The 20,155-nt window shown below is 51.7% G+C and carries 23 protein-coding genes; 17 read left to right on the plus strand and 6 right to left on the minus strand.

Going from position 1 to position 20,155, the window contains the following annotated elements:
- Nucleotides 1-3 precede the first annotated feature (3 nt).
- From F384_RS23350 to F384_RS23415, 13 genes are all read left to right on the plus strand, one after another.
- Complete coding sequence (locus tag F384_RS23350; RefSeq protein WP_000268263.1) at nucleotides 4-384, plus strand: TIGR03750 family conjugal transfer protein; 381 nt, start codon at nucleotides 4-6, stop codon at nucleotides 382-384.
- Nucleotides 381-1,040: a PFL_4703 family integrating conjugative element protein gene (locus F384_RS23355; protein WP_000086096.1), complete on the plus strand. Its 660-nt coding sequence runs from the start codon at nucleotides 381-383 to the stop codon at nucleotides 1,038-1,040. The genes F384_RS23350 and F384_RS23355 overlap by 4 nt, the downstream gene beginning before the upstream one ends.
- Nucleotides 1,037-1,936 carry a TIGR03749 family integrating conjugative element protein gene (locus F384_RS23360; RefSeq protein WP_046494127.1) on the plus strand — a complete coding sequence of 300 codons (900 nt, stop codon included), beginning with the start codon at nucleotides 1,037-1,039 and terminating at the stop codon, nucleotides 1,934-1,936. Before F384_RS23355 ends, F384_RS23360 begins: the two co-directional genes overlap by 4 nt.
- The gene (locus tag F384_RS23365; RefSeq protein ID WP_046494129.1) at nucleotides 1,933-3,459 is read left to right on the plus strand and encodes a TIGR03752 family integrating conjugative element protein; all 1,527 of its coding nucleotides are present in this window, start codon (nucleotides 1,933-1,935) and stop codon (nucleotides 3,457-3,459) included. The genes F384_RS23360 and F384_RS23365 overlap by 4 nt, the downstream gene beginning before the upstream one ends.
- 11 nt (nucleotides 3,460-3,470) lie before the next feature.
- Nucleotides 3,471-3,734, plus strand: a complete 264-nt coding sequence (locus F384_RS23370) for a hypothetical protein (RefSeq protein WP_306464055.1) — start codon at nucleotides 3,471-3,473, stop codon at nucleotides 3,732-3,734.
- Nucleotides 3,718-4,134 (plus strand): TIGR03751 family conjugal transfer lipoprotein, encoded by a 417-nt coding sequence (locus F384_RS23375; RefSeq protein ID WP_115190217.1) that lies wholly within the window; start codon nucleotides 3,718-3,720, stop codon nucleotides 4,132-4,134. The genes F384_RS23370 and F384_RS23375 overlap by 17 nt, the downstream gene beginning before the upstream one ends.
- The gene (locus F384_RS23380) at nucleotides 4,134-6,950 is read left to right on the plus strand and encodes a conjugative transfer ATPase (protein WP_046494133.1); all 2,817 of its coding nucleotides are present in this window, start codon (nucleotides 4,134-4,136) and stop codon (nucleotides 6,948-6,950) included. Before F384_RS23375 ends, F384_RS23380 begins: the two co-directional genes overlap by 1 nt.
- Nucleotides 6,947-7,354: a hypothetical protein gene (locus F384_RS23385; protein ID WP_032676588.1), complete on the plus strand. Its 408-nt coding sequence runs from the start codon at nucleotides 6,947-6,949 to the stop codon at nucleotides 7,352-7,354. The genes F384_RS23380 and F384_RS23385 overlap by 4 nt, the downstream gene beginning before the upstream one ends.
- Nucleotides 7,355-7,620: 266 nt before the next feature.
- A complete protein-coding gene (locus tag F384_RS23395) occupies nucleotides 7,621-8,028 on the plus strand; it encodes a TIGR03757 family integrating conjugative element protein (protein ID WP_046494138.1) in 408 nt (135 codons plus the stop codon).
- Complete coding sequence (locus tag F384_RS23400; RefSeq protein WP_046494140.1) at nucleotides 8,025-8,996, plus strand: TIGR03756 family integrating conjugative element protein; 972 nt, start codon at nucleotides 8,025-8,027, stop codon at nucleotides 8,994-8,996. The genes F384_RS23395 and F384_RS23400 overlap by 4 nt, the downstream gene beginning before the upstream one ends.
- Nucleotides 8,997-9,007: 11 nt before the next feature.
- Nucleotides 9,008-10,402, plus strand: coding sequence for an integrating conjugative element protein (locus F384_RS23405; RefSeq protein ID WP_046494142.1), 1,395 nt, complete (start codon nucleotides 9,008-9,010; stop codon nucleotides 10,400-10,402).
- A gap of 1 nt (nucleotide 10,403) precedes the next feature.
- Entirely contained in the window at nucleotides 10,404-10,742 is a 339-nt protein-coding gene (locus F384_RS23410) for a hypothetical protein (protein ID WP_046494144.1), read from the plus strand.
- A 10-nt stretch (nucleotides 10,743-10,752) separates the two neighbouring features.
- The gene (locus F384_RS23415) at nucleotides 10,753-12,297 is read left to right on the plus strand and encodes a conjugal transfer protein TraG N-terminal domain-containing protein (RefSeq protein ID WP_046494146.1); all 1,545 of its coding nucleotides are present in this window, start codon (nucleotides 10,753-10,755) and stop codon (nucleotides 12,295-12,297) included.
- Between the two features lie 44 nt (nucleotides 12,298-12,341).
- On the opposite strand, the gene F384_RS23420 is transcribed toward F384_RS23415, so the two are convergent.
- Together F384_RS23420 and F384_RS23425 are read right to left on the minus strand one after the other, a co-directional pair.
- The gene (locus tag F384_RS23420; RefSeq protein WP_046494148.1) at nucleotides 12,342-12,623 is read right to left on the minus strand and encodes a hypothetical protein; all 282 of its coding nucleotides are present in this window, start codon (nucleotides 12,621-12,623) and stop codon (nucleotides 12,342-12,344) included.
- Nucleotides 12,624-12,793: 170 nt separating this feature from the next.
- Nucleotides 12,794-13,405, minus strand: coding sequence for a DNA-binding protein (locus F384_RS23425; RefSeq protein ID WP_046494150.1), 612 nt, complete (start codon nucleotides 13,403-13,405; stop codon nucleotides 12,794-12,796).
- A 208-nt stretch (nucleotides 13,406-13,613) separates the two neighbouring features.
- Here F384_RS23425 and F384_RS23430 point away from each other — a divergent pair, with 208 nt between their 5' ends.
- From F384_RS23430 to F384_RS23440, 3 genes are all read left to right on the plus strand, one after another.
- Nucleotides 13,614-14,114, plus strand: coding sequence for a HEPN family nuclease (locus F384_RS23430; protein WP_046494152.1), 501 nt, complete (start codon nucleotides 13,614-13,616; stop codon nucleotides 14,112-14,114).
- A gap of 12 nt (nucleotides 14,115-14,126) precedes the next feature.
- The gene (locus F384_RS23435; protein ID WP_046494153.1) at nucleotides 14,127-14,900 is read left to right on the plus strand and encodes a hypothetical protein; all 774 of its coding nucleotides are present in this window, start codon (nucleotides 14,127-14,129) and stop codon (nucleotides 14,898-14,900) included.
- 166 nt (nucleotides 14,901-15,066) lie between these two features.
- The gene (locus F384_RS23440) at nucleotides 15,067-16,200 is read left to right on the plus strand and encodes a DUF3800 domain-containing protein (protein ID WP_046494155.1); all 1,134 of its coding nucleotides are present in this window, start codon (nucleotides 15,067-15,069) and stop codon (nucleotides 16,198-16,200) included.
- 34 nt (nucleotides 16,201-16,234) lie between these two features.
- Here F384_RS23440 and F384_RS23445 read toward each other — a convergent pair whose 3' ends face one another.
- Entirely contained in the window at nucleotides 16,235-16,723 is a 489-nt protein-coding gene (locus tag F384_RS23445) for a hypothetical protein (protein ID WP_225622896.1), read from the minus strand.
- Nucleotides 16,724-17,030: 307 nt separating this feature from the next.
- Here F384_RS23445 and F384_RS23450 point away from each other — a divergent pair, with 307 nt between their 5' ends.
- Nucleotides 17,031-17,285 (plus strand): type II toxin-antitoxin system ParD family antitoxin, encoded by a 255-nt coding sequence (locus F384_RS23450; RefSeq protein WP_046494160.1) that lies wholly within the window; start codon nucleotides 17,031-17,033, stop codon nucleotides 17,283-17,285.
- 132 nt (nucleotides 17,286-17,417) lie between these two features.
- Here F384_RS23450 and F384_RS23455 read toward each other — a convergent pair whose 3' ends face one another.
- From F384_RS23455 to pcoR, 3 genes are all read right to left on the minus strand, one after another.
- Nucleotides 17,418-17,852, minus strand: a complete 435-nt coding sequence (locus F384_RS23455) for a hypothetical protein (RefSeq protein ID WP_046494162.1) — start codon at nucleotides 17,850-17,852, stop codon at nucleotides 17,418-17,420.
- Between the two features lie 216 nt (nucleotides 17,853-18,068).
- Complete coding sequence (gene pcoS, locus F384_RS23460) at nucleotides 18,069-19,469, minus strand: copper resistance membrane spanning protein PcoS (protein ID WP_046494163.1); 1,401 nt, start codon at nucleotides 19,467-19,469, stop codon at nucleotides 18,069-18,071.
- The gene (gene pcoR / locus F384_RS23465; RefSeq protein ID WP_001188930.1) at nucleotides 19,466-20,146 is read right to left on the minus strand and encodes a copper response regulator transcription factor PcoR; all 681 of its coding nucleotides are present in this window, start codon (nucleotides 20,144-20,146) and stop codon (nucleotides 19,466-19,468) included. Before pcoR ends, pcoS begins: the two co-directional genes overlap by 4 nt.
- Nucleotides 20,147-20,155 lie beyond the last annotated feature (9 nt).

Below are 20,155 nucleotides of genomic sequence, written 5' to 3' on the forward strand. Positions count from 1 at the left end.
CATATGGCCGTCATTGATTTCCTCCCTGACAGACTGAACAACCCCCCCGTGGTCTGGAAAGGGTTCACATCCGGGGAGTTTGTGCTGGCGGCCGTCATCGGTGTTATTGCCGGTATCCCTCTGGCAATACCGTTAGCTCTGGTTCCTTTTGTCGGATGGCTGGCTTTTCCGACGTGCATGCTGCTGATGCCTCTGTTGGTCATTTTTTTTGGCGGCAACTGGATTGCCAGCTACAAGCGCGGTAAGCCAGAAAATTATATCTGGCAACGTCTGGAGGAATTGCGCTGCCGTGCACGTATGTCCCGAACCATGATTCTGGATAGCAGGGCGTGGGAACTTAAACGAACGAAACCTGTTCCGTTGATGCGCGGAGGGAAAGTATGAGTCGTTTTCGTAACGGTATAACCGCCCGCGATAATCATATTATTTCGCTACGTATCGCTTGTGTTTTGCTGGCTTTGGGACTGTTCGTCACCAGTCTGGGATGGATGCGAGCACCCTCGGAGCTGACAATTCACAACCCACCTGACCTGCGTTCCGGCAGTACCCGAAAATGGTGGGAGGTCCCGCCATCTACGGTTTACAGTTTTGCTTTTTACATTTTTCAGCAACTGAATTCCTGGCCGAAAAATGGGGAAGCTGACTACACAGCCAAAATTGCCCAAATGAGCCCGTATTTGACGCCGTCCTGTCAGGATTTTCTCAATAAGGACGCCGAGATGCGCAAGAATAATGACGAGCTGCGCGATCGTGTACGCGTGGTATACGAAATCCCCCGTCGTGGTTACAGTAACCGCAGCGTGACCATCATTGATGAAGATCATTGGGTGGTACGGCTGGACCTGGTAGCTGACGAATATTTCCATACCGAACCCGTTAAGCGTGCCCTGGCGCGTTATCCAATGAAAGTGGTTCGCTGGGAAGGTGACCCAGAGCGAAATCCGTTTGGACTGGCACTGGATTGCTATGACAGCGCGCCACAAAGACTTGAGGCGATCTCCTTGCCTGAGCCAGAACAAAAGTCGGGAGCATTCAATTGAAAAAATTCTCAGTGATCCTGCTGACCCTGGTACTGGTCTCAGCCGGAGCTCGTGCTGTTGAGCTTATGAAATGGGAACGGATACCTTTGCAGATTCCCCTGACTGTAGGGCAGGAGCGAATCGTTTTTGTAAACAAAAACGTGCGAGTGGGGTTTCCGCCCACACTCAACGACAAGCTGCGTATTCAAAGCTCCGGAGGTGTAGTTTATCTCGATGCGAAAGAAGCCTTTCCGGTGACGAGACTGGAACTTCAGAACAAGGAAAACGGGGAAATACTTCTACTTGATGTTTCTGCTGCCCCCGGTAAAACCACGCGGGAACCTGTCAAAATTGTCTACGACGGAGAAGTGGCTACCGCTTCGGCGACCGATAAACAGACGGTCAGCAGTGATGGGGACAGTGCCGGCCGTCAGTCGTCGGCAGAGGCAAATGCAGAAAGCCGGAGGCCCGCAAAACTCAATGCGCCGCTGCCCGTTGTCCTGACTCGTTATGCCGCACAGAACATGTATGGACCGTTGAGAACGGTAGAGCCCGTACCGGGAGTAAGTCAGGTTTCACTGAAGCTTCCTCCCCGGATCACCACACTTATGCCCTCTGAGTCCGTCAGCGTCACGCCGATGGCTGCCTGGAGTCTGCAGGGCAGCAGTGTAATTGCGCTGCAGGTGCGTAACCGATCAGCAGTAAAGGTCATCCTCGATCCTCGTTCGCTGCAAGGTCAGTTTACTACTGCGACTTTCCAGCACCGTTGGCTGGGGCGTGCCGGTACACCGGAAGACACGACAGTTCTATATCTGGTTACTACAGGACGTCCCGAAAGTGCCTTTATTGCTGAACAGCGTTTACCCGAATCTGAAGGAAAGGAGAGTAAGCGGAGTAACCGAGGAGCACATAAATGAAAAAGCCTGCTTCAAACCTGCTTGTGAAAATTGCTGTTCCCGTCGTAGTGGTGGGCGCCATCATGATTGGGGTTAAATCCTGTACAGATAAAAACGATAAAAATGAAGCAGGCCAGAAAACCTCTAATGTCGCCCTGAAGGACCTTACACCAGAAGATCTCAAAGCGCTGGGTGTGGAAGGTGACACCGCGCAGGATACTTTGCGTACCCTGGTTGGTAGTTACCGTAAGGTTCAGGGGCGCCTTGACAGCCTTGAAAGCGATAATAAAACGCTTGCTGATGAAAATAAGGAGCTGAAAAAAAATAGCACCAATGTTGATCAGCAAATCAGCCAGGCTGTGGGGCAAGTTCGTTCCGAAGAGGCTCAAAAACGTGCACAACTGAGTTCTCAGGTTACTGATCTGAGTTCGCAGGTGAACCAACTTCTTGACCAACTCAAAAATGGCTCCTCCGGCTTAACGGCAGGAAATAAAGGTAACGTTGCAGGCAGCGATATTCCAGTGGGACTGGGTTATGACAATGGACTGACCGGAGGCACGGGAAATCTATCTCAAACAGATGGCAACGGGTTGCAATGGGTTGAGCCGAAAGATGGTATTGCCACGGATGCGAATGGTCGACCTGTCTCAGATAAAAACAGTAATAACGCGACTGGTTTTTCTTTTGCCACCTCCTTTGGCGCTGCAGGTGATGCAGCCAGGCAGGCAACGTCAGCAGTAAGTACAACGGTCCAGAACAACATTCCCGGATCTGAAAAAAATGCTGCCCCTGTTTATACCCTTCCGGAAAACTCCACGCTTGTGGGTAGTCGGGCCATGACCGCGCTGTTGGGACGTATTCCCATTGATGGCAAGGTGACTGACCCTTACCCGTTCAAAGTGATGATCGGAAAAGACAACCTGACGGCAAATGGCATTGAATTGCCTGATGTACAGGGGGCGATCGTTTCGGGAACCGCTACGGGGGACTGGACGCTTTCCTGCGTACGCGGCGCCATAACAAGCATCACTTTTGTTTTTACTGATGGCACCGTTCGTACGCTTCCTTCACTTGAGGGGCAAGGCAGTAATGGTGGTAATCAGAACAGCCAGGGTGGGAATAACAGCAGTATTGGCTGGTTATCAGATGACAATGGCATTCCATGCATTTCAGGTACCCGAAAATCAAACGCTTCTACTTATCTGCCAACCATTGCCGCACTTGCAGCTGCCAGCGCAGCTGGGGACGCCGTGGCTGAAAACCAGAATACCAGCCAGACCAATGGCTATGGTGGTGTGACGTCTACGCTGACGGGGGATGCCGGTCAGGCCGTGTTGGGTAAGGCGTTATCCGGCGGTATGCGTGAGACCGTTGACTGGGTTAAAGCGCGATATGGTCAGACTTTTGACGCGATCTATGTACCGCCTGGACAGAAAGTGGCTTTACATATCACTCGTCAGTTGGCGATTGATTATGAAGAAAAAGGCCGCAAGGTGAAATATGACGATTTCAGCCTCGCTGGTAGCAGCACGGGCATGGACTGATGGGGATAAAGATGCAGAACAATAAAAACCTCGAGTATCGGGTGGACTATACGCCACTGGGTGGCCGTCTCTTTGCCGGTTTTGTCAGGTGTGATAATGGCAAATGGGAAGGTAGCAGGCATGAAGTCACCGAACAGGCCCTGCTCGCTGTCGGAAAGAAGCTTCTGAGCGAGGGAAATGGAATGCAGATGCAGCTGCCTGATGGACGAGTGATTCGTCTGTCAGCTGTCATCAGTGATTCGGATGAAGCGGAGGTGCATGTTGCTCAGTTTTAATCATCTGGCCACCGTTATGTTGGTCGTTGTATCGCTTGCCCTCTCGGGTTGCAGTACGTCAAAAGAGGAAATGTTGCCGCCTGGCGACAGCACCATGCTTGAATTATGGAACGATGGTGCATCGTCAACTCATGCTACCAACGAGAGCAGAACAACACTTCGCCGGCCAGTTACAGACAGCGAACGTGAGATCAGTCAGCAGGTCAGTAACAGCTACAGCCGCACCCAGGAAAATGAAATTCAGCAGACGTTTCCGCGTCTGCCAAATCCTGACATGGTCATGTATGTTTTTCCGCATCTGGCTGGCGGGAACACGCCGGTTCCAGGCTACAGCACCGTCTTTCCTTTCTACAGCCAGGTACAGTATGCGTTGCCTGGTGAGCGAACGGAGGATCTCTGATGGCTTTCCCTTTATTTAGCCGACGTCGAGCGTCTCAGGATGCTCATCAGTACGGTAACGGTCCGTTTTCCGTCAGTGGGTATGAACCGCTTACCCGGGAAGGGCAACTGACTCATTCAGATGAAGCGCGTCTGTATTCCACGGCACCTTCCATTATCGATCATGTTCCCTGGGGTGAGTATTTGCCAGAGCATGAATGTATTCTGCTTGACGATGGCGTATCCGTTGGGGCCGTGTATGAGATTATCCCTGTGGGCACTGAAGGGCGCCCGGAAACACGTCTGGACGAGATCTGCAATATCGCTGAGAACGCCCTACAGGACAGTCTCCCTGAACTGGATGATCACCAATGGGTGGTACAGTTTTTCTGCCAGGATGACTCTGATCTCTCTACTTATATGGATACTATCAGAGGCTATGTCAGGCCAAGAGCTCAGGGAACTGCATTCACGAAAGCCTGGCTGGCTGAACAGGAGCGCCACCTAGAAAATGTGGCGGTGGAACAGGGGCTTTTTGTAGACGAGGCTGTCACAGGGGCCGCCTGGAGAGGGCAAATTCGCAGAACGCGCATGGTGGTTTACCGTTGGGTTGAGACACCTTATCGTGACCCCATGCCACCGGAGGTGCTGCTGAAACAGGTCTGCGATCGCCTGACTGCAGCACTGAGCGGTGCCGGTATCCGGTGCGAAAAGCAGAACGGCGAGCAAATCCATAGTTGGCTGTTGCGCTGGTTCAACCCGGCGCCGGCGTGGGTCGATAAGAAAACATTGTATCGTTGCGCAAAACACTCCGATCATGCACCGGGCGATTTGCCTCTTCTGAATGATTTCAGCGAAAGCCTCTGGTTTACCCGCCCGCGAAGTGATGCCGAAAGCGGTGTGTGGTGGTTTGATGATGTGGCACATAAAGCTGTTCCGGTTGCCCGCCTGCGTACTGCACCTTCTACCGGTCATCTGACGGGGGAGGTAAAACGTGGTGATAATGTGAATGCCATTATGGATCTGCTTCCGGAAGGGACAGTTCTGGCCATGACCCTGGTGGTTCAGCCTCAGGACAAGCTTGAAGAAAGTTTTGCGAGCCTTAGCCGCAATTCAATGGGGGAGAATGTTGATTCCCTGCGTGCTCGCGAAGACGCTGCTACAGCGCGTAATTTCCTGGGAAACAAACACAAGCTTTACCGTGCGGCCATCACACTGCTTATCAAGGCTCAGGACAAGGAAACACTCGATAAACGGTATCTTGATCTCAGCAGTAAATTACTGAACTGTGGGATGGAACCGATAAATCCAGAACACGATATTGGTCCTCTCAGCAGTTATATGCGTGCGTTACCTATGTGCTTTAACCCTCAAATGGATAAACACAACTGGTACACGCGCCTTATGTTTGTACAGCATTTTGCATGTCTCGCCCCTATTTATGGTCGCGACACCGGTACTGGTCACCCGGGGGTTACGTTCTGGAATCGTGGTGGTGGCCCCCTGTCCGTAGATCCACTTAATAAAAATGACCGTACCCAGAATGCGCACCTGCTGCTTTTCGGGCCGACAGGTGCCGGTAAATCTGCCACTGCGCTCGATAAACTGGCTCAGATGGTGGCAATCTACCGCCCCCGTATATTTTTGCTGGAAGCGGGTAACAGCTTCGGTCTGTTTGGAGATTACTGTAATTCGCTGGGGCTCTCAGTGCACCGTGTCAGTATCAAGCCTGGTAAGGTTATTTCACTTGCTCCGTTTGGCGATTCACATCTGCTCATGCAGGCGAAACCTGAGACGTTAGTGACAAGCGAAGAGGCCCTCCCTGACATTGATGAAGATGATGAGGACAAGGACGAAGAACGTGACATTCTGGGTGAAATGGAGATTGCAGCGCGGTTGATGATCACCGGTGGTGAAGCAGCAGAAGAGGAGCGAATGACACGCGCCGACCGCGGTATGATTCGTGAGGCGATACTCATTGCGGCTCGTAAAGCGTTTGACGAAAACCGCCAGATGCTACCGGAAGATTTAATGTTCTCGCTTGAGAACATTGCCCGCGATGTCAGCATGGGAGAAGACGGCCGCGAGAAACGCACGCCAGCGCGACGTGCGCGAGCTGAAGAGATGGCAGAAGCATTACGCATGTTTACCGAAGGTTTTGAAGGGGAGTTGTTTAACCGTCCGGGCGCGCAATGGCCAGAGGCAGACGTGACTATTGTTGATTTAGGTACGCTGGCGCGTGAAGGCTATGAAGCTCAGATGGCCGTTGCTGTCATCTCGCTGCTTAATACGATTAACAACATCGCAGAAAGGGAACAGTTCAGCGATCGGGATATCATTGTGCCAATCGACGAAGCGCATATTGTAACTGCTAACCCGCTGTTGGGCCCGTATGCAACCAAAATTGTCAAAATGTGGCGTAAGCTCGGATCATGGCTGTGGTTGTTCACACAGAACCTGGAGGATTTCCCTGACACTGCGAAAAAAATGCTCAATATGGCGGAGTGGTGGATCTGCCTCGTTATGCCACCTGATGAAGTTGAACAAATAGCGCGATTTAAGACGCTCACAGAAGAGCAGAAGGCGATGCTGTTGTCCGCGACAAAACTTCCGAGAAAATACACAGAGGGAGTTATTTTGTCCCGTAAGGTACAGGCGTTGTTTCGTGCGGTCCCCCCCAGTTTGTACCTGGCGCTGGGAATGACTGAAAAAGAGGAAAAAGCCGAAAGACGGGCCATTATGAATGAATTAAATTGCTCGGAGCTTGAGGCCGCATTTCACGTTGCGCGCCGCCTCGATGAGAAACGTGGCATTGGCACTATTCAGGGGACAATATGAAAAAACTGATTATGGCGACGCCGATCGTTGTACCGGACAAGGCATTTATTGCCTCTGTTATTTTTACCGTTCCGCCACAGGGTTCTGCCTCAGTCGGTGTGGCTGACAGTGAGTCGATTAAGCATCTGCAAGGGGAGATCGTTAAGAGACTGGAGCAGCCTGTATTGCTGTCGGTCTATCCTCACCGGGTTGGCCGGCGCAGCTGCGTTGCAGTCCACCTCAGCGACGTGCATGAGAAAACCCTGGATATCCTGATAACTGTTACCGGCAATACACTCTGGCCAGCAGAACAGGAGTACCGGTCGGGTATCCGATGGAATATCTGTGTACCCGATGCAACCGATATGCTCTGGGTTCTTAAGGAAATCGACAGGGTGACCTGTGACACCGGATGTGACTTATAACCCTCCGACCTTGCCAGACAGCGGTGTGTTTTCCGCTGTCTGGTAAGGGGGGAGGCTGCGGGTGCGGGCGGCAAAGAGCCCGCGTGTATTAAAGTTCCTGCATTTAAAAAATGACATTTCCAGCGATCTGAGATTTATGCTGACGTACAGATAATGAATTACCAGGGCAAGATTAATTATCATTTTTCACGTCAGAATTAATTACTGACCCCTCCTTAAAGAGAACGCACCCTGAATAGGTTTTTCACACTCAGGGAGTGTTTTTCATGAAAATGCCATTTTGCTGCCTGGCAGCACTGTTCCTTTCCGTCGGTGCCAGTGCCGGCACAGTGATATATACCGACTCCTCTCATACCATAGCAGCAAATCCTGGTCCGGATGTCTCCGTTGTTGAGCTCGATGCGCCCGAACGTGCACAGGCGGACATTTTCGGTCAGTTATCTGCCGATCCCGTTCTTGCAGAACAACGTGCCCGGGCAGTGATCTCTTCCCCGAATTTCCGGCAGCAGCAACAACAACTGGCGGAAGCTTATGCGGGTGTCACTCATGCCTGGTCCCTCGGCCTGGAAAAATACCCGGCTGTGGTTTTTGATGACGTCTTTGTTGTCTACGGTACGACTGATGTCAACGAGGCAACCCGTCAGCTCGCTGCCTGGAAGGAGAAGAACCGATGAAATCTTTCTCCTTCCGCCCACGTCGACTGGCGATCGCCACATTGCTGGTTTGTTCCGGCACCATGGCCAGCGTCAATACAGCGAATCTTCTGGCCAGCGCGGCAAGTACAGACTGTATCAGCTGGCGTGTCAGTGGTATCTGCTACTGGTTATTGTGTACCCCATTTGGTTGCACGGTGAAAACCTCGGTGAAAGTGACACATTTCATTCCGGAGGCTGTGGTATCGGCTTACCTCAACCCCGGAGATAACCCCTGGACTGAAATGTCCACAGTTAGTAACGCCGCCAGCGGTGCTGAAGGTTCTCTGCTGGAAAGTATGACGGGTGTGAGTACGGGGGGCGGTCGTCAGGAGATGAAAGCTCCCGGGGAACGTAAGCAGAACCTGCATTTCTATTACGGCGACGCCTATGGCCATCCAGCAACAAAAGTCATTGGCGGTATGGTGCCGGGCTATTCATGCGACAGTGCTGCCACTCCTTTCATGCCCTATTTCAACAGCTCACTGGATGCTCTGGTCTGGCGAACGGGTGTCCCGGAGACCCTTTATCCCGAAGCACTCATCCCCGGGCAACGAGAAATCGGGGAAACCACATCCGGCAATATGTGGGGGAACGTTTATCCACGTAGCGGGTTTGTCACCCAGACAGACAGTTACAAATCAGCAGCGGTTGTAGTTCAGCGTGTCGCTGACGTCATTACCCGCTCCGGCCAGCTCCACGTCTACAACCCCCTTACGGGACAGAAGTCCCCGGGTTACTGGCCACCCGAGCCGGTAAAAGAAAATACCGGCACCAAAAACCACAAATGGCAGCGACTTTCGCCTCAGTTGTCCCAGACCTGTGCAGTGTTTCCCGACACCAATGGCCAGATTGCCCAGGACGGTAACTATGCCTGGGCATTGTGGCAACCGTACAGCTGCTGCAAACGTCGCGGCCAGACGTTCCTTTCCAGCACCGATTTCTCATAAAGGTTCAGAACATGAAAAAAGCAGGACTTTTACTGATTTTTGCCTCGCTGCCGGCAATGGCAACTGATATCTCTTTGTCTTCATCGGGGGCGTCAGTTAGCGGTAACGCTATCAGCGATGGGCTCTTTTATTCTATTGGTGGCGGTTCGGTTATTTCACCCCCGCCCAGTCGTAACAATATGTCCAGGATAGGCATTAATGGTGGCCTTAGCAGTGATCTGATGTGTGGCAATTTCGACATCAAAACAACCGTTGGCAACCAGCTGAATGGTATTACCAGCGGGTTTAAGGATCTGATGGGGAATGTGATTCAGGGGGCGACTGGTGCTGTCATGAGTATGCCGGCAATGGCTATTCAGCGCGCAAACCCCGGGCTGTATGAAATGCTCACCAATGGCGTTCTGCAGGCCGGTTTGAGCTTTGATAAAGCGATGTTGAACTGTCAGAGCATGTCGAAGAAGCTGGCTGATTATACCATTGGCAATAAATGGCAGCAGGTAGCTGTCTCTGAAGAGTACAAAGATATTGTGGCCACAAGTGGCGGCGATGCGGTTTCCAGCGACCAGAAACTGCAAAAAGCAACTGGAGAGGAAGGCGTGACGTGGGTTGGTGGGCAGAAAAGAGGCGGCAAGGGGCAGCCCGCAATTCAGCCCACTCGGGATCTGGCCAAAGCTGGTTATAACATGATGAATAATTTGCCAGTGACCAGTAACAGCAGCGTCGGCTCCTCGAGCTGCAATGGTACCGCATGCCAACGTTATAAATCTTCTGAAGAGGCCGCTGCGGCCGTTGTTAAAGTGCTTGGTGATCGCTCCATCAGGACTTGCCGGGAAACCAGTGAATGTACCAGTGGTGGAACCGATAACCAGCCGGGCAGTGCTGTCGCTGGTACTGGCTTTTCTCCCATCCTTGAGGATGCCACGAAAGAGAATCTGGAGCAGCTTAGTAAGCTGGTTAGTGGTGAGCTGCAGCCCACCACTGATAACCTTTCCGCACTGAAAACCGGCAGTCTGGTTGTCACCCGCGGGGTAATTCAGGCATTACGTGACGATCCGGACAAAGCGGCCCTGGTTCAGCGGCTTGCCGGCGAACTGGCGATGTCCGATACCGTTGAAACCGCGCTAACAATGCGCAGGATGCTCACCACTGGTGAATCCGAACCTAATGCTGCAGAGCAGCCGGAAGCCATTGCTGAGGGTGATCGCCGCATCGATGCCCTCGATCGCGAGCTGACGGCGCTGCGTAATGAGATGGAGTTACGCAAATCTATAAGCAATAACAGCCTGCTGACGGCACTGGAGCGGCAGGGGACAAGGAATCAGGATAACCGTCTGCAGCAGAAAGCCGGTAACGAGGACCAGGGCTTCAGCCAGATGGGCCAGTCTCAGTCTTCCGGAGCAAACTGATATGAGACTTTACCCGTTCAGCGGCCATATTGGCCGCATTCTCCTTATGGTGCTGCTCATTCTGTTGATGACGGCCAGCATGTTTGCTATCGCAGCGGTATTTATGGCTTACGACCCTGATGGCCACATCACACGGCGCTGGTTGCATGACAGCCGATGGGGACTGTTTGCCTGGCGACTGGTTCTTTATGGCTGCCCTATTACCGCCTGGATATTGAAGGTACGCCCACAGGCATTAATCCGCTGGCCGGATGGGCGTCCGCGTCTTGTGCGTATGGAACTGATGGGGGTGTTGTTCCTGGTAGCCACGGAATATGTGGCCTGGACAAGCGCTGTGTAAGGAGAGGACGATGACCGCAAACAGTTTTCTGGAATATTTTCTCGTTCTCTTTGGCTGGGTAATGAACAATGCCATGTGGAGCATTCTCAGCAGTACAGGCCTTTTTGCATTGCCACTGGTGGTCAGGGTTCTTGGCGTCTGGCTGAAAGTGAGGGAGGAGGGGGCTGACGAGGGGAACAAAGGGCTTCTTGCCCTTCCGCGAATCGAACATGCACTGTATGTGTCTTATCTTGTGATGCTCTTTTGCTGTATTCCGCTGTTGCCGGTTGATATCAGCACAATCAAGTTCGACAGCTCGCGCGCTAAACAGTGCGGCGTCAGTGTGCCGACGCCACAGAATTCTGGCTACAAGGGACTCGTTAACGATTTTGACGGTCGTACGGCCGAGGTTCCAGTTTGGTGGTATCTCCTGCATATGATGTCGAAGGGCACAACGCAGGCAATGATTGCGTCAATCCCATGCGGTACGAATTTGCGACAGATGCGTTTTGACGTTCAGAACACGAAACTGCGTGATCCTGTGTTGTTGCAGGAGGTCCAGGAATTTGCAGATCAATGTTACTCGAGAGCATATTTCAGACTGAAAAACAGCAACAGCCAGCTCAGTGATGCCACCATCAACTCCGTGGGCTGGATAGGTAGCAGCTACTTCCTGAATACTTCCGGATATTATGACTACTACACGGCTATGACGCCACGTAGCCAGTGGCCTTACAACAGCAGCCGGGACAGTGGCTATCCGGATACTGGTGCAGGTGGATATCCAACATGTAAGACGTGGTGGTCCGATGGTACTTCCGGGCTTCGCAAACGAGTTCTGGCCAGTTTTAGTGATAACACACGTAAGGAGATGCAGCGTCAGTTCCCCGGAAAGCAGTGGGAAGAAATTGCGTTACGCTGGCTTGTCAGCCCACGCAACGCAGATCTCTCCGGCGCCGGTACCACTTATGCTGTTGGCAGTAGCGACACAACCACCGGAGTAGTTGGTAATCTTACACGCCTTACCTCGTCTATTGGTCTTGGACTGAAACAGGCCGAGGCGTTACCTGGTTTTGATGCAATGAAGCAGGCACTGCCGATGATCCAGGCATTATTGCTGATGATGATAATCACGGTCATTCCTGCGTTAATGATGTTCAGCGCCTACGATCCGAAAACCATTTTTACCATCTCCTTCGCGTTATTCGCTCTTCAGTTCATTACGTTCTGGTGGGAACTGGCAGGTTGGCTTGATGACAGATTGATCACCATCCTCTATGACAATATGGCTGAGCAGGGGATTGCAAACAGCTCGGTGCCTTTCGCGGCTTTCTTTAGCTCAACGGCTGATGGATGGATTATGAACCTGGTACTGGGGATGATGTACCTGGTCTTTCCGATGTTCTGGGTTGGTATGCTGAGTTGGGCTGGAGTTCGAATTGGTAATATGGCTAACAACTTTAGTGATGCTTCTAAAATGCCTACGGATGCTGGCTCGGAAGCAGGTAAAAAAGCTCAAGGGGTGGCGATTGATGCAGCTTCAGGCGGGATTAAATCAGGATTAAGCAAAGGATAACTGATGGCTATATGAAGCGGTGGTTATGCCATCGCTTCATAAGATTAAAAATTGTTAGAACCACCGTTAATACCTTTTTTCTCCCAGCTGTAACGGATAGGAGATTTATATTGGTCCTGTTTGTCTTTTGTGACGTCCGCTTTAGAGGTAGAGGCGAGCACAGATGAAATCACACAACCAATTTCTTGTGTTGCACTCGAAAGTTTTACCGGCTCAGGTTTTTTCCGCTTCAGCTTGGATTCATCACAAACGATATTGCGACGTTTTGTGGTGAAACGCGCAAAGGTGCTGCTCAGGTCATCTTTATTGAAACCGTCCTCGCTCATGGTAATGACTCCTCATTTTGTCTAATAAATAAGCTACTAAAAATCCCCTATACACGCAAATTATTAAGCACTATAGGGGAGGGCACCGGCTCACAGGCGCGTTCCTTGGCGGCGAGCTACAGTGCGCGGCGGAAGGCCTTAGGCCTTCACACGGGCCTGTATTTCCACTTTCATTTCTTCGCCTTCCCGTCGTGGCGTGCCAGGGCCAGCAGCTCTGCCTGCAGCGCACGGCCATCCTCCCGGGTTTCCTTCAGCTCCGCTTTGGTGTCCTGCAGCTGCGCCGCCAGGTGTTCGCCGGTGGCGGTCAGACGGGCTACCTGCTCGCGCAGCGGCAGCGCCTCCGCGCGCAGCCCGCGTACCTCATCGAGCAACCGGTCACGTTCGGTCACCACCTCCCGAAGCACCGCCAGTTCACTTTCCAGTGCGGTCACTTTCGCCAGCGCCTCGTCGCGCTCCTGGTCGGCCCGGGCGATATCGGTGTCGGCCTGTTCCCGGGCCGCCAGTGTCCCGGCTTCTGCCTGTTTCACCGCGGCCTGCCACAACAGGGCCAACTGGCCGGTGAGCAGCTGCGCCAGCTCTGGCGGCAGAGCCGGCGTCTGTTCGCTGGCCAGTGCGCGCTGGCGTGCCCGAAATTCCCGCATCACCGGGGAAATGTGGGACAGGGAGCCGCCACCGAGGTGCTGGCGGACCTGTTCGTTGGTCGGGTTCGGGTTGCCGGCGGCAATGAGTGCGGCGGCGGCGTCCTCGATCCGACGGACGGTGTCAGCAGGCAGGTTAGTCATGAAATACTCCGTTAAGAAGGTATGCATACATTTTAACCTGACTGTAGTTTGTACACAATACAAATAATACATACAATACAAGACCAACGTGCACCATCTCTACTTTCGTGGTCAGATCCGAAAACTCACTTAATAGGAAATGCTGTACCTGAGCCGTCAGGCTGGCCGGATGATATAGTGGATTTTCGAACCGGAACGGGAGGGTTAAATGGGAAATTATTCAGATTTTGAAACCGATTTTGTTCAGCGAACACTGGCGCTTATCGATCATTATAACGAAATGATTGAGGTGCTGGGCAAACCATTCAGGGAGCAGTACAACTACACGTTGACCCTGAATTGCCTTCTGGGTCTTATCGTGTTACCGAAAGAGAGGGCGCTCTCTTTCCTGCCTGCCGACCGTTTAACGCGGCAACTTAAAGCAGAAATGGGATTACGTGAGTCACAGCTGCCCGGACCGGAAATGAACCTGCGGGAGTTGATCCATAAGATGCGGAATTCAGTTGCTCATTTCTGTGTCCAGGTAGAGTCAGCCAGCGATGCACACCTTGTAGACTGGATTGTTTTCAGGGAATCCCAGGGAGATGGAGAAGTCTACGCCAGCTTCAGCGCTCCGGAGCTTTTACCCTTTCTGAAATATTATGCGACCCTGCTGCTCGACAATATGGCTCGGCGTCGAGCCCCCGCTGTTAACATATTGGATTTGTGAGGGATTTACACCATGTTGATTCTCGATTGCTCCTCACGAACTCAGGCGTTGCATACATTATCTGCCGGGTTTGCCTGTCCCCCTGAAAAGCTGAAAAAAGTGCTGCTTTCGCTCGATCTTGAAAGTATCTACGAGCTTAATCCTCGCCAGTTGGTTGATGCACCTCAGTATCTGAGAGACTACGTCTGTGCGGAACTGGGCGAACCGGGACCATTCACCCGGGCTCTGTGGTTTCATGGCACCCGGACTTTCGCCGGTAATACTTTTCCGGCGGGGTTACTGGCGCTAAATCAGTCAGAATCCCTCGCCATGAAAATGCTGCTCAACCTGGCCCCGAATGAGATGGTCCGTAAACACCTGCAGGAATGGGATGTTCCGGGGGGCGTCCCGGATGAGATGTTTCAGCTCAGAACCGGCGATAAAATTCACTGGGGACCTTATGGCCATTTAGTCCGGGAATTACATTTTAACGCCAGTGAAAATGGACTGCATGATTACCTCTGGCTGCCGGAGCTGGTAGAGGATGTCTGTAAGGCCTACCAGAAGAAATACGGCCACGATCTTAAACCGCATTATCTCAGCGTGCTTCATCCCTGTATTGTCTGGTTCGAGGCGGATATTGTTTATGAAAAAGGGGTTCTTGAAACGGCTCTGGCATATGCCTATACATCAGTCCGTGACCTCCCGCCGGACGGAAACGCAACTTTCGGCATAGACTGTGACGGGAAATCTGTGTCCAGGTCGGCCATTGCCAGAATCGAGTTTCTGCAGCCCGGGCAGATGTAATCTCTAAAAAACGGGTCTGTGATCCGGCCCGTTTGTTCGTTGCCGTGAACCCAGTATTGAGGTCATTAAAGCCTTAAGCGGATCACTTGCAGCTGGCTGCAGAAAGGTTTTACATTGACCAGGATTATGCCGTTTCCCTTCCTACTGCCTGGTAAAGGATCTCTGAATGCACTTTTATGTGGATGAAACAGGCCAGACTGGCCGAAACCTTTTTGACAAAACCCAGCCAGTCCTCTCCTACGGAGTGCTGTCGTCTGATGCTAATCTGGATAAGGTTGCTGAAGCGGATCTTGCCGTATTACGCAAAACGCTTGGCGTGCAGCGCCTGCACGCTGCGGAACTGGGCTTGCACCGCCTTTCTGACCTTGTGGATACGCTGCTGGTTCTGCAGAAAAAGCACCGGATACGGTTTGACATCTGGCAGGTAGTAAAGCGCGATCATGCCATTATTTCGTTCTTCGACCAGGTATTTGATCAGGGAATGAATCCAGCCGTTCCCTGGTCTGCATACTGGACCCCTCTGCGCTACCCCCTGCTGCTGAATCTGGCCAGCCTGTTTGATGATGAACTTGCTTCAAACGCATGGACGGCAAGGCTGGAGGCGCATGATGAGCGGGCGTCGGAACTTTTTTGTACCGTCAGTGATGAACTGATCAGCAGGACGGCAGCCAGCGCGCTGGACCACCGGTCGAAGCAGCTGATCACCGATGCCCTGAACTGGGCGTCAGCCAATTTTGAACAGCTGGGCTATAACTGTAAAACCAACAAGGAAAGGCTGCGGATTATGCCCAATATGATTGGCTTTCAGTCCGTATTGCACGGGATCTGTTCCCGCCTGGGGGCACCAGAAAGAAAGGCCAGTATCATTGTTGACCAGCAGTCACAGTTCAACACCACCCAGCGTGAACTTAACGAGTTTTACTACCAGATACGGGAGATGCCCTGGGAACTGGGGCCCGGATTACCTGTTATGAACATGAAAAATATGCCGGCTGAACCACTTGTATTCCAGTCCGGTACCAAGAGTGCAGGTCTGGAGCTGGTAGATATTTATCTCTGGACATTCAAGCGATTCATGGAAGACAAGGCGCTGACAAAGCCACTTTCCCGCCTTGTTTATACCAATCTGAAAACAGCCAGGACCAACAGCGTGTCAATCCAGTCGGTTGCCAGTCGATTTATGGAACTCCTGGGTAAACTCCCGGTACCAAGCGCAGAGATCATGAGGCAGGCGCAGGAACTGCGGGACTTTGATGAAGCCAGACGCATGCCATATGTGGTGTCGGGATCACCCGACTGATGCCGGATAGTTATCTGCTTTCAACTGCCCCCTCTCAGGGGCAGGTTTTCAGGTTAACCGGCAGCTGTGATCCACGACGCCGCTTACAGTCATGCTGCGATGCCAGAATGTCAGCAACCTGATAATCGGTCCCCATCGCCACATCGTGCAATAGCAGGATAAAGTCCCCGTCACTGCCGCCCCTGCGCGAATCCAGATACCGCTGCAGCCATCGGGCATGATAAAGAACGTGGCGCTGTTCGCGCTGCAGCCATTTCAGCGGCAGACGGGACGTCATATCGTCAAGGCTGCGCATTTCCTGATGAAGCGGCGCAATAACAGCGGAAAATTCCTCTCTCAGTATCCGGGCAGGTTTCTTCTGTCCGAACAGCGCGGCCATATTGCTCAGGACATCCTCGATCGTCCGGCTGACTTTCTGGGCCTGATCACGGGAGGCCTGATAACGCGTAAACCAAAACTTACAGTAGAACCCCGCAGCGGCAAGCAGCGCCGTAAGGATCGGTCCAATCAGACTTGTGTCCACAATATTCTCCTTAAAGATGGTCATGAGGCCACCCGAAGCAGCCGATGACGCAAATATACCTCGTTTTAGCAATTAGTGCTATCCGTGAGTGCAAAAAGTGCTATTCGTTGTTTTTGGTATTGATATTTTAATTGATATATGCATTTGGATTTCCCTTCAGTTTTCTCCCCTGAGATCCGAAAAAAGTATAAGTCGGATCTCCAGACTACTGCTGCGTTGTTTTGACTAAAATGGCGGAGGTGGAACCAGGAGAGTAAAATAATCTACTGATGTAAGAATAAATCTTACATTGAAAAACGGAGGGGTTATGGCCCGTACGATGACCGTGGACGTGGGTGATGAGCTGCGTGAATTCATCGATTCCCAGGTTAAGGCCGGTGATTACCGAATCCAGAGCGAGGTTATGCGTGACGCGCTGCGTCTGCTGCGCGATCTGCTGGCCGAAGGGATCAGCAGCGGCGAGGCGAAACCATGGAACAAGGATGCATTCCTGAAAAACGCCAGTGCCAGGGCGGAAAATGAAAGGGATCGAGCTGATGCGAAAAGAGAAGAAGACCTGTAAGTTATCTGGGACTACAGCTTTAGACAGTTCGGAGTTGTCCAGGCGGATGCATATATAAAAAAACGCTCCCGGACGGGAGCGTAAGCCAGTGACTTCGGCGTCAAATGAGGGTCTGACAAGTGGAGCTGCGGGTTAATTCTGGGTGATCTGGCTGCGATGCTTTTCCGCCTGTTGCTGATGAATAACGGAAGACTGGCCATTATTCGCCTTCTCATGCACAACAGCGGCTTTCTCATGCTCGCTCATTTCGGAAAATGGCTTAGCAGTTTCTTGGGTGTTCTCAGGTTTGGCTTTCATCATTTTTTTATGCATTTCAGCCATGTCCTGATGGGCGGCAGAATTGCCGTTTTGCATCATTTCATGGGACATAGCGGCCTGATCGTGACCGCTCATATCCATCATTTTCATGCTCTCCCCCTGAACTGCACTTTTTTCAGCGGATGACTGCATCTGATGGGCAGGCGCCTGGGCATTATTTACATGGTCATGCATGTTCATTGTCTCTGCAGCCCAGGCAGATGAAGCGACAGCCATCATGGCAATAAAGGATACAAGAATTTTTTTCATGGTTGGGTCTCCGGTGTTTTCATACCCGAACAATCAATGCTTATAACAGAGAAAGCATTTGATCTCAGGGCTGGTTAATCATCACGCCAGGAACCGGGCGATTGAATTATCACGTTGCTCCTGATTTATGACTGATTATAAAAAACCGCCTCTGTTTATCGCGTGACTAAATGATGACATTTTTGTCACCTTCCGGATTTTTCCTGAATAACAGTATTAATCCGTTAACAGACGCACACTGAACACAATTTCCCGCCCCTGCTGTTCTGCTGACAGCTCGCCGCCGTGAGCATGAATGATCGACCTTGTAATTGATAATCCCAGCCCCGCGCCTTCCGTGTTGTGGACCCTAGATGAGTCTGCGCGATAGAACCGGTCAAACAGGCGTTCCAGATTAGCGGGAACCGGGCCAGACATCGTATTCGTAATCATCACGTTCACACAGTCACTGTCACGCTCAAGGTGTATCGCTGTACAGGTGTTATCGGGAGAATACTTGATTGCATTGGAAAGCAGGTTACTGAAAGCTCGTCGCAGCATATCGCTGTCTCCGGCAACAACGCCCTCTCCTTCAACCGTGATTGTCTTTCCTGTTTCGTCTGCCAGGGGCTCGAATAACTCACGTAATTCATTCAGTTCGGCTGCCAGATCTACATCATGTTTATCCAGCTGCAGCAGACCATGCTCTGAACGTGCCAGAAAAAGCATGTCACTGGTCATTCGTGACAACCTTTTCAGTTCTTCCAGGTTAGCGAATAAAATTTCGCGGTAATGCGAAACATCCCTTTCCTTAGCCAGTGCAAACTGCGTCTGCATCATCAGATTACTGACTGGTGTGCGCAGCTCATGCGCGATGTCAGACGAGAAATCTGACAGTTTCCGAAATGACCCCTCCAGGCGATCGAACATGTTATTGAATTCCTGCATGGTCTCAGAGATTTCCGGTGGGGCCAGATCGGGATTAAGACGCTGATCAAGGCTGTGTACGGTCATGGAGGAAGCCAGACTGGTCATTTCCCGTAACGGTTTCAGACCAATACGTGTGGTCAGCCAGCCCAGAAAAACAGAAATAAAGACCAGACCGATATTGAACCAGAACAGCCAGGTACTGAGTTTGTCCATAAACAGGGTGTGATACCCAGTATCCGTGGCAACCGTAATGATGACATGTTTGCTTTTACCCTGTTCCGGCGTCACGGCAACCCGCCGCGAGATACTGCGGTACACGGTGTTATTTTCTTCCGTCTGGATCATATAGTCGAGAATATCACCCGACTTATTAAGCAGGACCGCTGGAACAACAGAATTTTTGGCATAGAGTTCAACAATTTTTTCATTTTCCATGTTTTTTATAGAAATGAATAAGCCATTGTGCCCCACCATCGCATCGTTTATTTTTTCTGATAATGACTTAATATCCGTTTTGTTCCTGAACGTCTCTGTTTTAAGAAACTCTTCGGTGAGCTGAAGTTTACCTGTCAGAAAATCGCGGTCCTGATTATCGAAATAGCCATTAAGGGTGCTAATCAGGATAAAACTTGATAACCACCATACCGTAAGCATCACCGCAGAAAAAATCAGGCTCAGGCGTGTGGTCAGGGAAATTTTGAACCTCACTCTTCTCTGATCTCCAGGACATATCCGGCACCGCGAACGGTATGGATCAGTTTTGGCTCAAAGTCATCATCAATTTTACTTCTCAGACGTCTCACGGCGACATCAATCACATTCGTATCACTGTCAAAATTCATGTTCCAGACCAGGGACGAGATAAGACTCCTGGGTAACACTTCTCCGGTGCGTTGCAGCAGCAACTCAAGCAGAACGTATTCTTTACCGGTGAGATGGATCTTCTTCCCCGAACGGATCACGGTCCGGCGCACCATATCAACGGTCATATCGGCGATGGTGCAGACTGTTGCGGCCTGCGAGCGTGCCCGGCGCAGTAGGGTTCTTACACGTGCAACCAGCTCCGTAAAATCAAAGGGCTTAATCAGGTAGTCATCTGCGCCAAGCTCCAGTCCTTTCACTTTGTCCCGCACGTTGTCCTTTGCGGTTAAAAACAGGACCGGTTCTTCGTGCCCGGACTCCCTCAGTGCGCTGATGATTTGCCACCCGTCGAGGAAAGGCAGCATCACGTCCAGTATTATCAAATCATACTGTCCCTTCGACGCGGCCCCGAGACCATCGCGGCCATTATTAAAGAGATCGGCCTGATAGCCTTCCTCAACCAGTCCCTGCTGCAGGTAACGACCTGTTTTTTGTTCGTCTTCAACGATTAAAATACGCTGCATGGTCAACTC

This window comes from Citrobacter amalonaticus Y19 (assembly GCF_000981805.1).
Classification (GTDB): domain Bacteria; phylum Pseudomonadota; class Gammaproteobacteria; order Enterobacterales; family Enterobacteriaceae; genus Citrobacter_A; species Citrobacter_A amalonaticus_C.

Coding starts and splice junctions, on each gene's coding strand:
- F384_RS23415 (WP_046494146.1), top strand. CDS start 10,753: ATGACCGCAAACAGTTTTCTGGAATATTTTCTCGTTCTCTTTGGCTGG.
- F384_RS23420 (WP_046494148.1), bottom strand. CDS start 12,623: ATGAGCGAGGACGGTTTCAATAAAGATGACCTGAGCAGCACCTTTGCG.
- F384_RS23435 (WP_046494153.1), top strand. CDS start 14,127: ATGTTGATTCTCGATTGCTCCTCACGAACTCAGGCGTTGCATACATTA.
- F384_RS23400 (WP_046494140.1), top strand. CDS start 8,025: ATGAAATCTTTCTCCTTCCGCCCACGTCGACTGGCGATCGCCACATTG.
- F384_RS23410 (WP_046494144.1), top strand. CDS start 10,404: ATGAGACTTTACCCGTTCAGCGGCCATATTGGCCGCATTCTCCTTATG.
- F384_RS23355 (WP_000086096.1), top strand. CDS start 381: ATGAGTCGTTTTCGTAACGGTATAACCGCCCGCGATAATCATATTATT.
- F384_RS23380 (WP_046494133.1), top strand. CDS start 4,134: ATGGCTTTCCCTTTATTTAGCCGACGTCGAGCGTCTCAGGATGCTCAT.
- F384_RS23430 (WP_046494152.1), top strand. CDS start 13,614: ATGGGAAATTATTCAGATTTTGAAACCGATTTTGTTCAGCGAACACTG.
- F384_RS23365 (WP_046494129.1), top strand. CDS start 1,933: ATGAAAAAGCCTGCTTCAAACCTGCTTGTGAAAATTGCTGTTCCCGTC.
- F384_RS23395 (WP_046494138.1), top strand. CDS start 7,621: ATGAAAATGCCATTTTGCTGCCTGGCAGCACTGTTCCTTTCCGTCGGT.
- F384_RS23375 (WP_115190217.1), top strand. CDS start 3,718: ATGTTGCTCAGTTTTAATCATCTGGCCACCGTTATGTTGGTCGTTGTA.
- F384_RS23425 (WP_046494150.1), bottom strand. CDS start 13,405: ATGACTAACCTGCCTGCTGACACCGTCCGTCGGATCGAGGACGCCGCC.
- F384_RS23385 (WP_032676588.1), top strand. CDS start 6,947: ATGAAAAAACTGATTATGGCGACGCCGATCGTTGTACCGGACAAGGCA.
- F384_RS23405 (WP_046494142.1), top strand. CDS start 9,008: ATGAAAAAAGCAGGACTTTTACTGATTTTTGCCTCGCTGCCGGCAATG.
- F384_RS23440 (WP_046494155.1), top strand. CDS start 15,067: ATGCACTTTTATGTGGATGAAACAGGCCAGACTGGCCGAAACCTTTTT.
- F384_RS23455 (WP_046494162.1), bottom strand. CDS start 17,852: ATGAAAAAAATTCTTGTATCCTTTATTGCCATGATGGCTGTCGCTTCA.
- F384_RS23350 (WP_000268263.1), top strand. CDS start 4: ATGGCCGTCATTGATTTCCTCCCTGACAGACTGAACAACCCCCCCGTG.
- F384_RS23450 (WP_046494160.1), top strand. CDS start 17,031: ATGGCCCGTACGATGACCGTGGACGTGGGTGATGAGCTGCGTGAATTC.
- pcoR (WP_001188930.1), bottom strand. CDS start 20,146: ATGCAGCGTATTTTAATCGTTGAAGACGAACAAAAAACAGGTCGTTAC.
- F384_RS23370 (WP_306464055.1), top strand. CDS start 3,471: ATGCAGAACAATAAAAACCTCGAGTATCGGGTGGACTATACGCCACTG.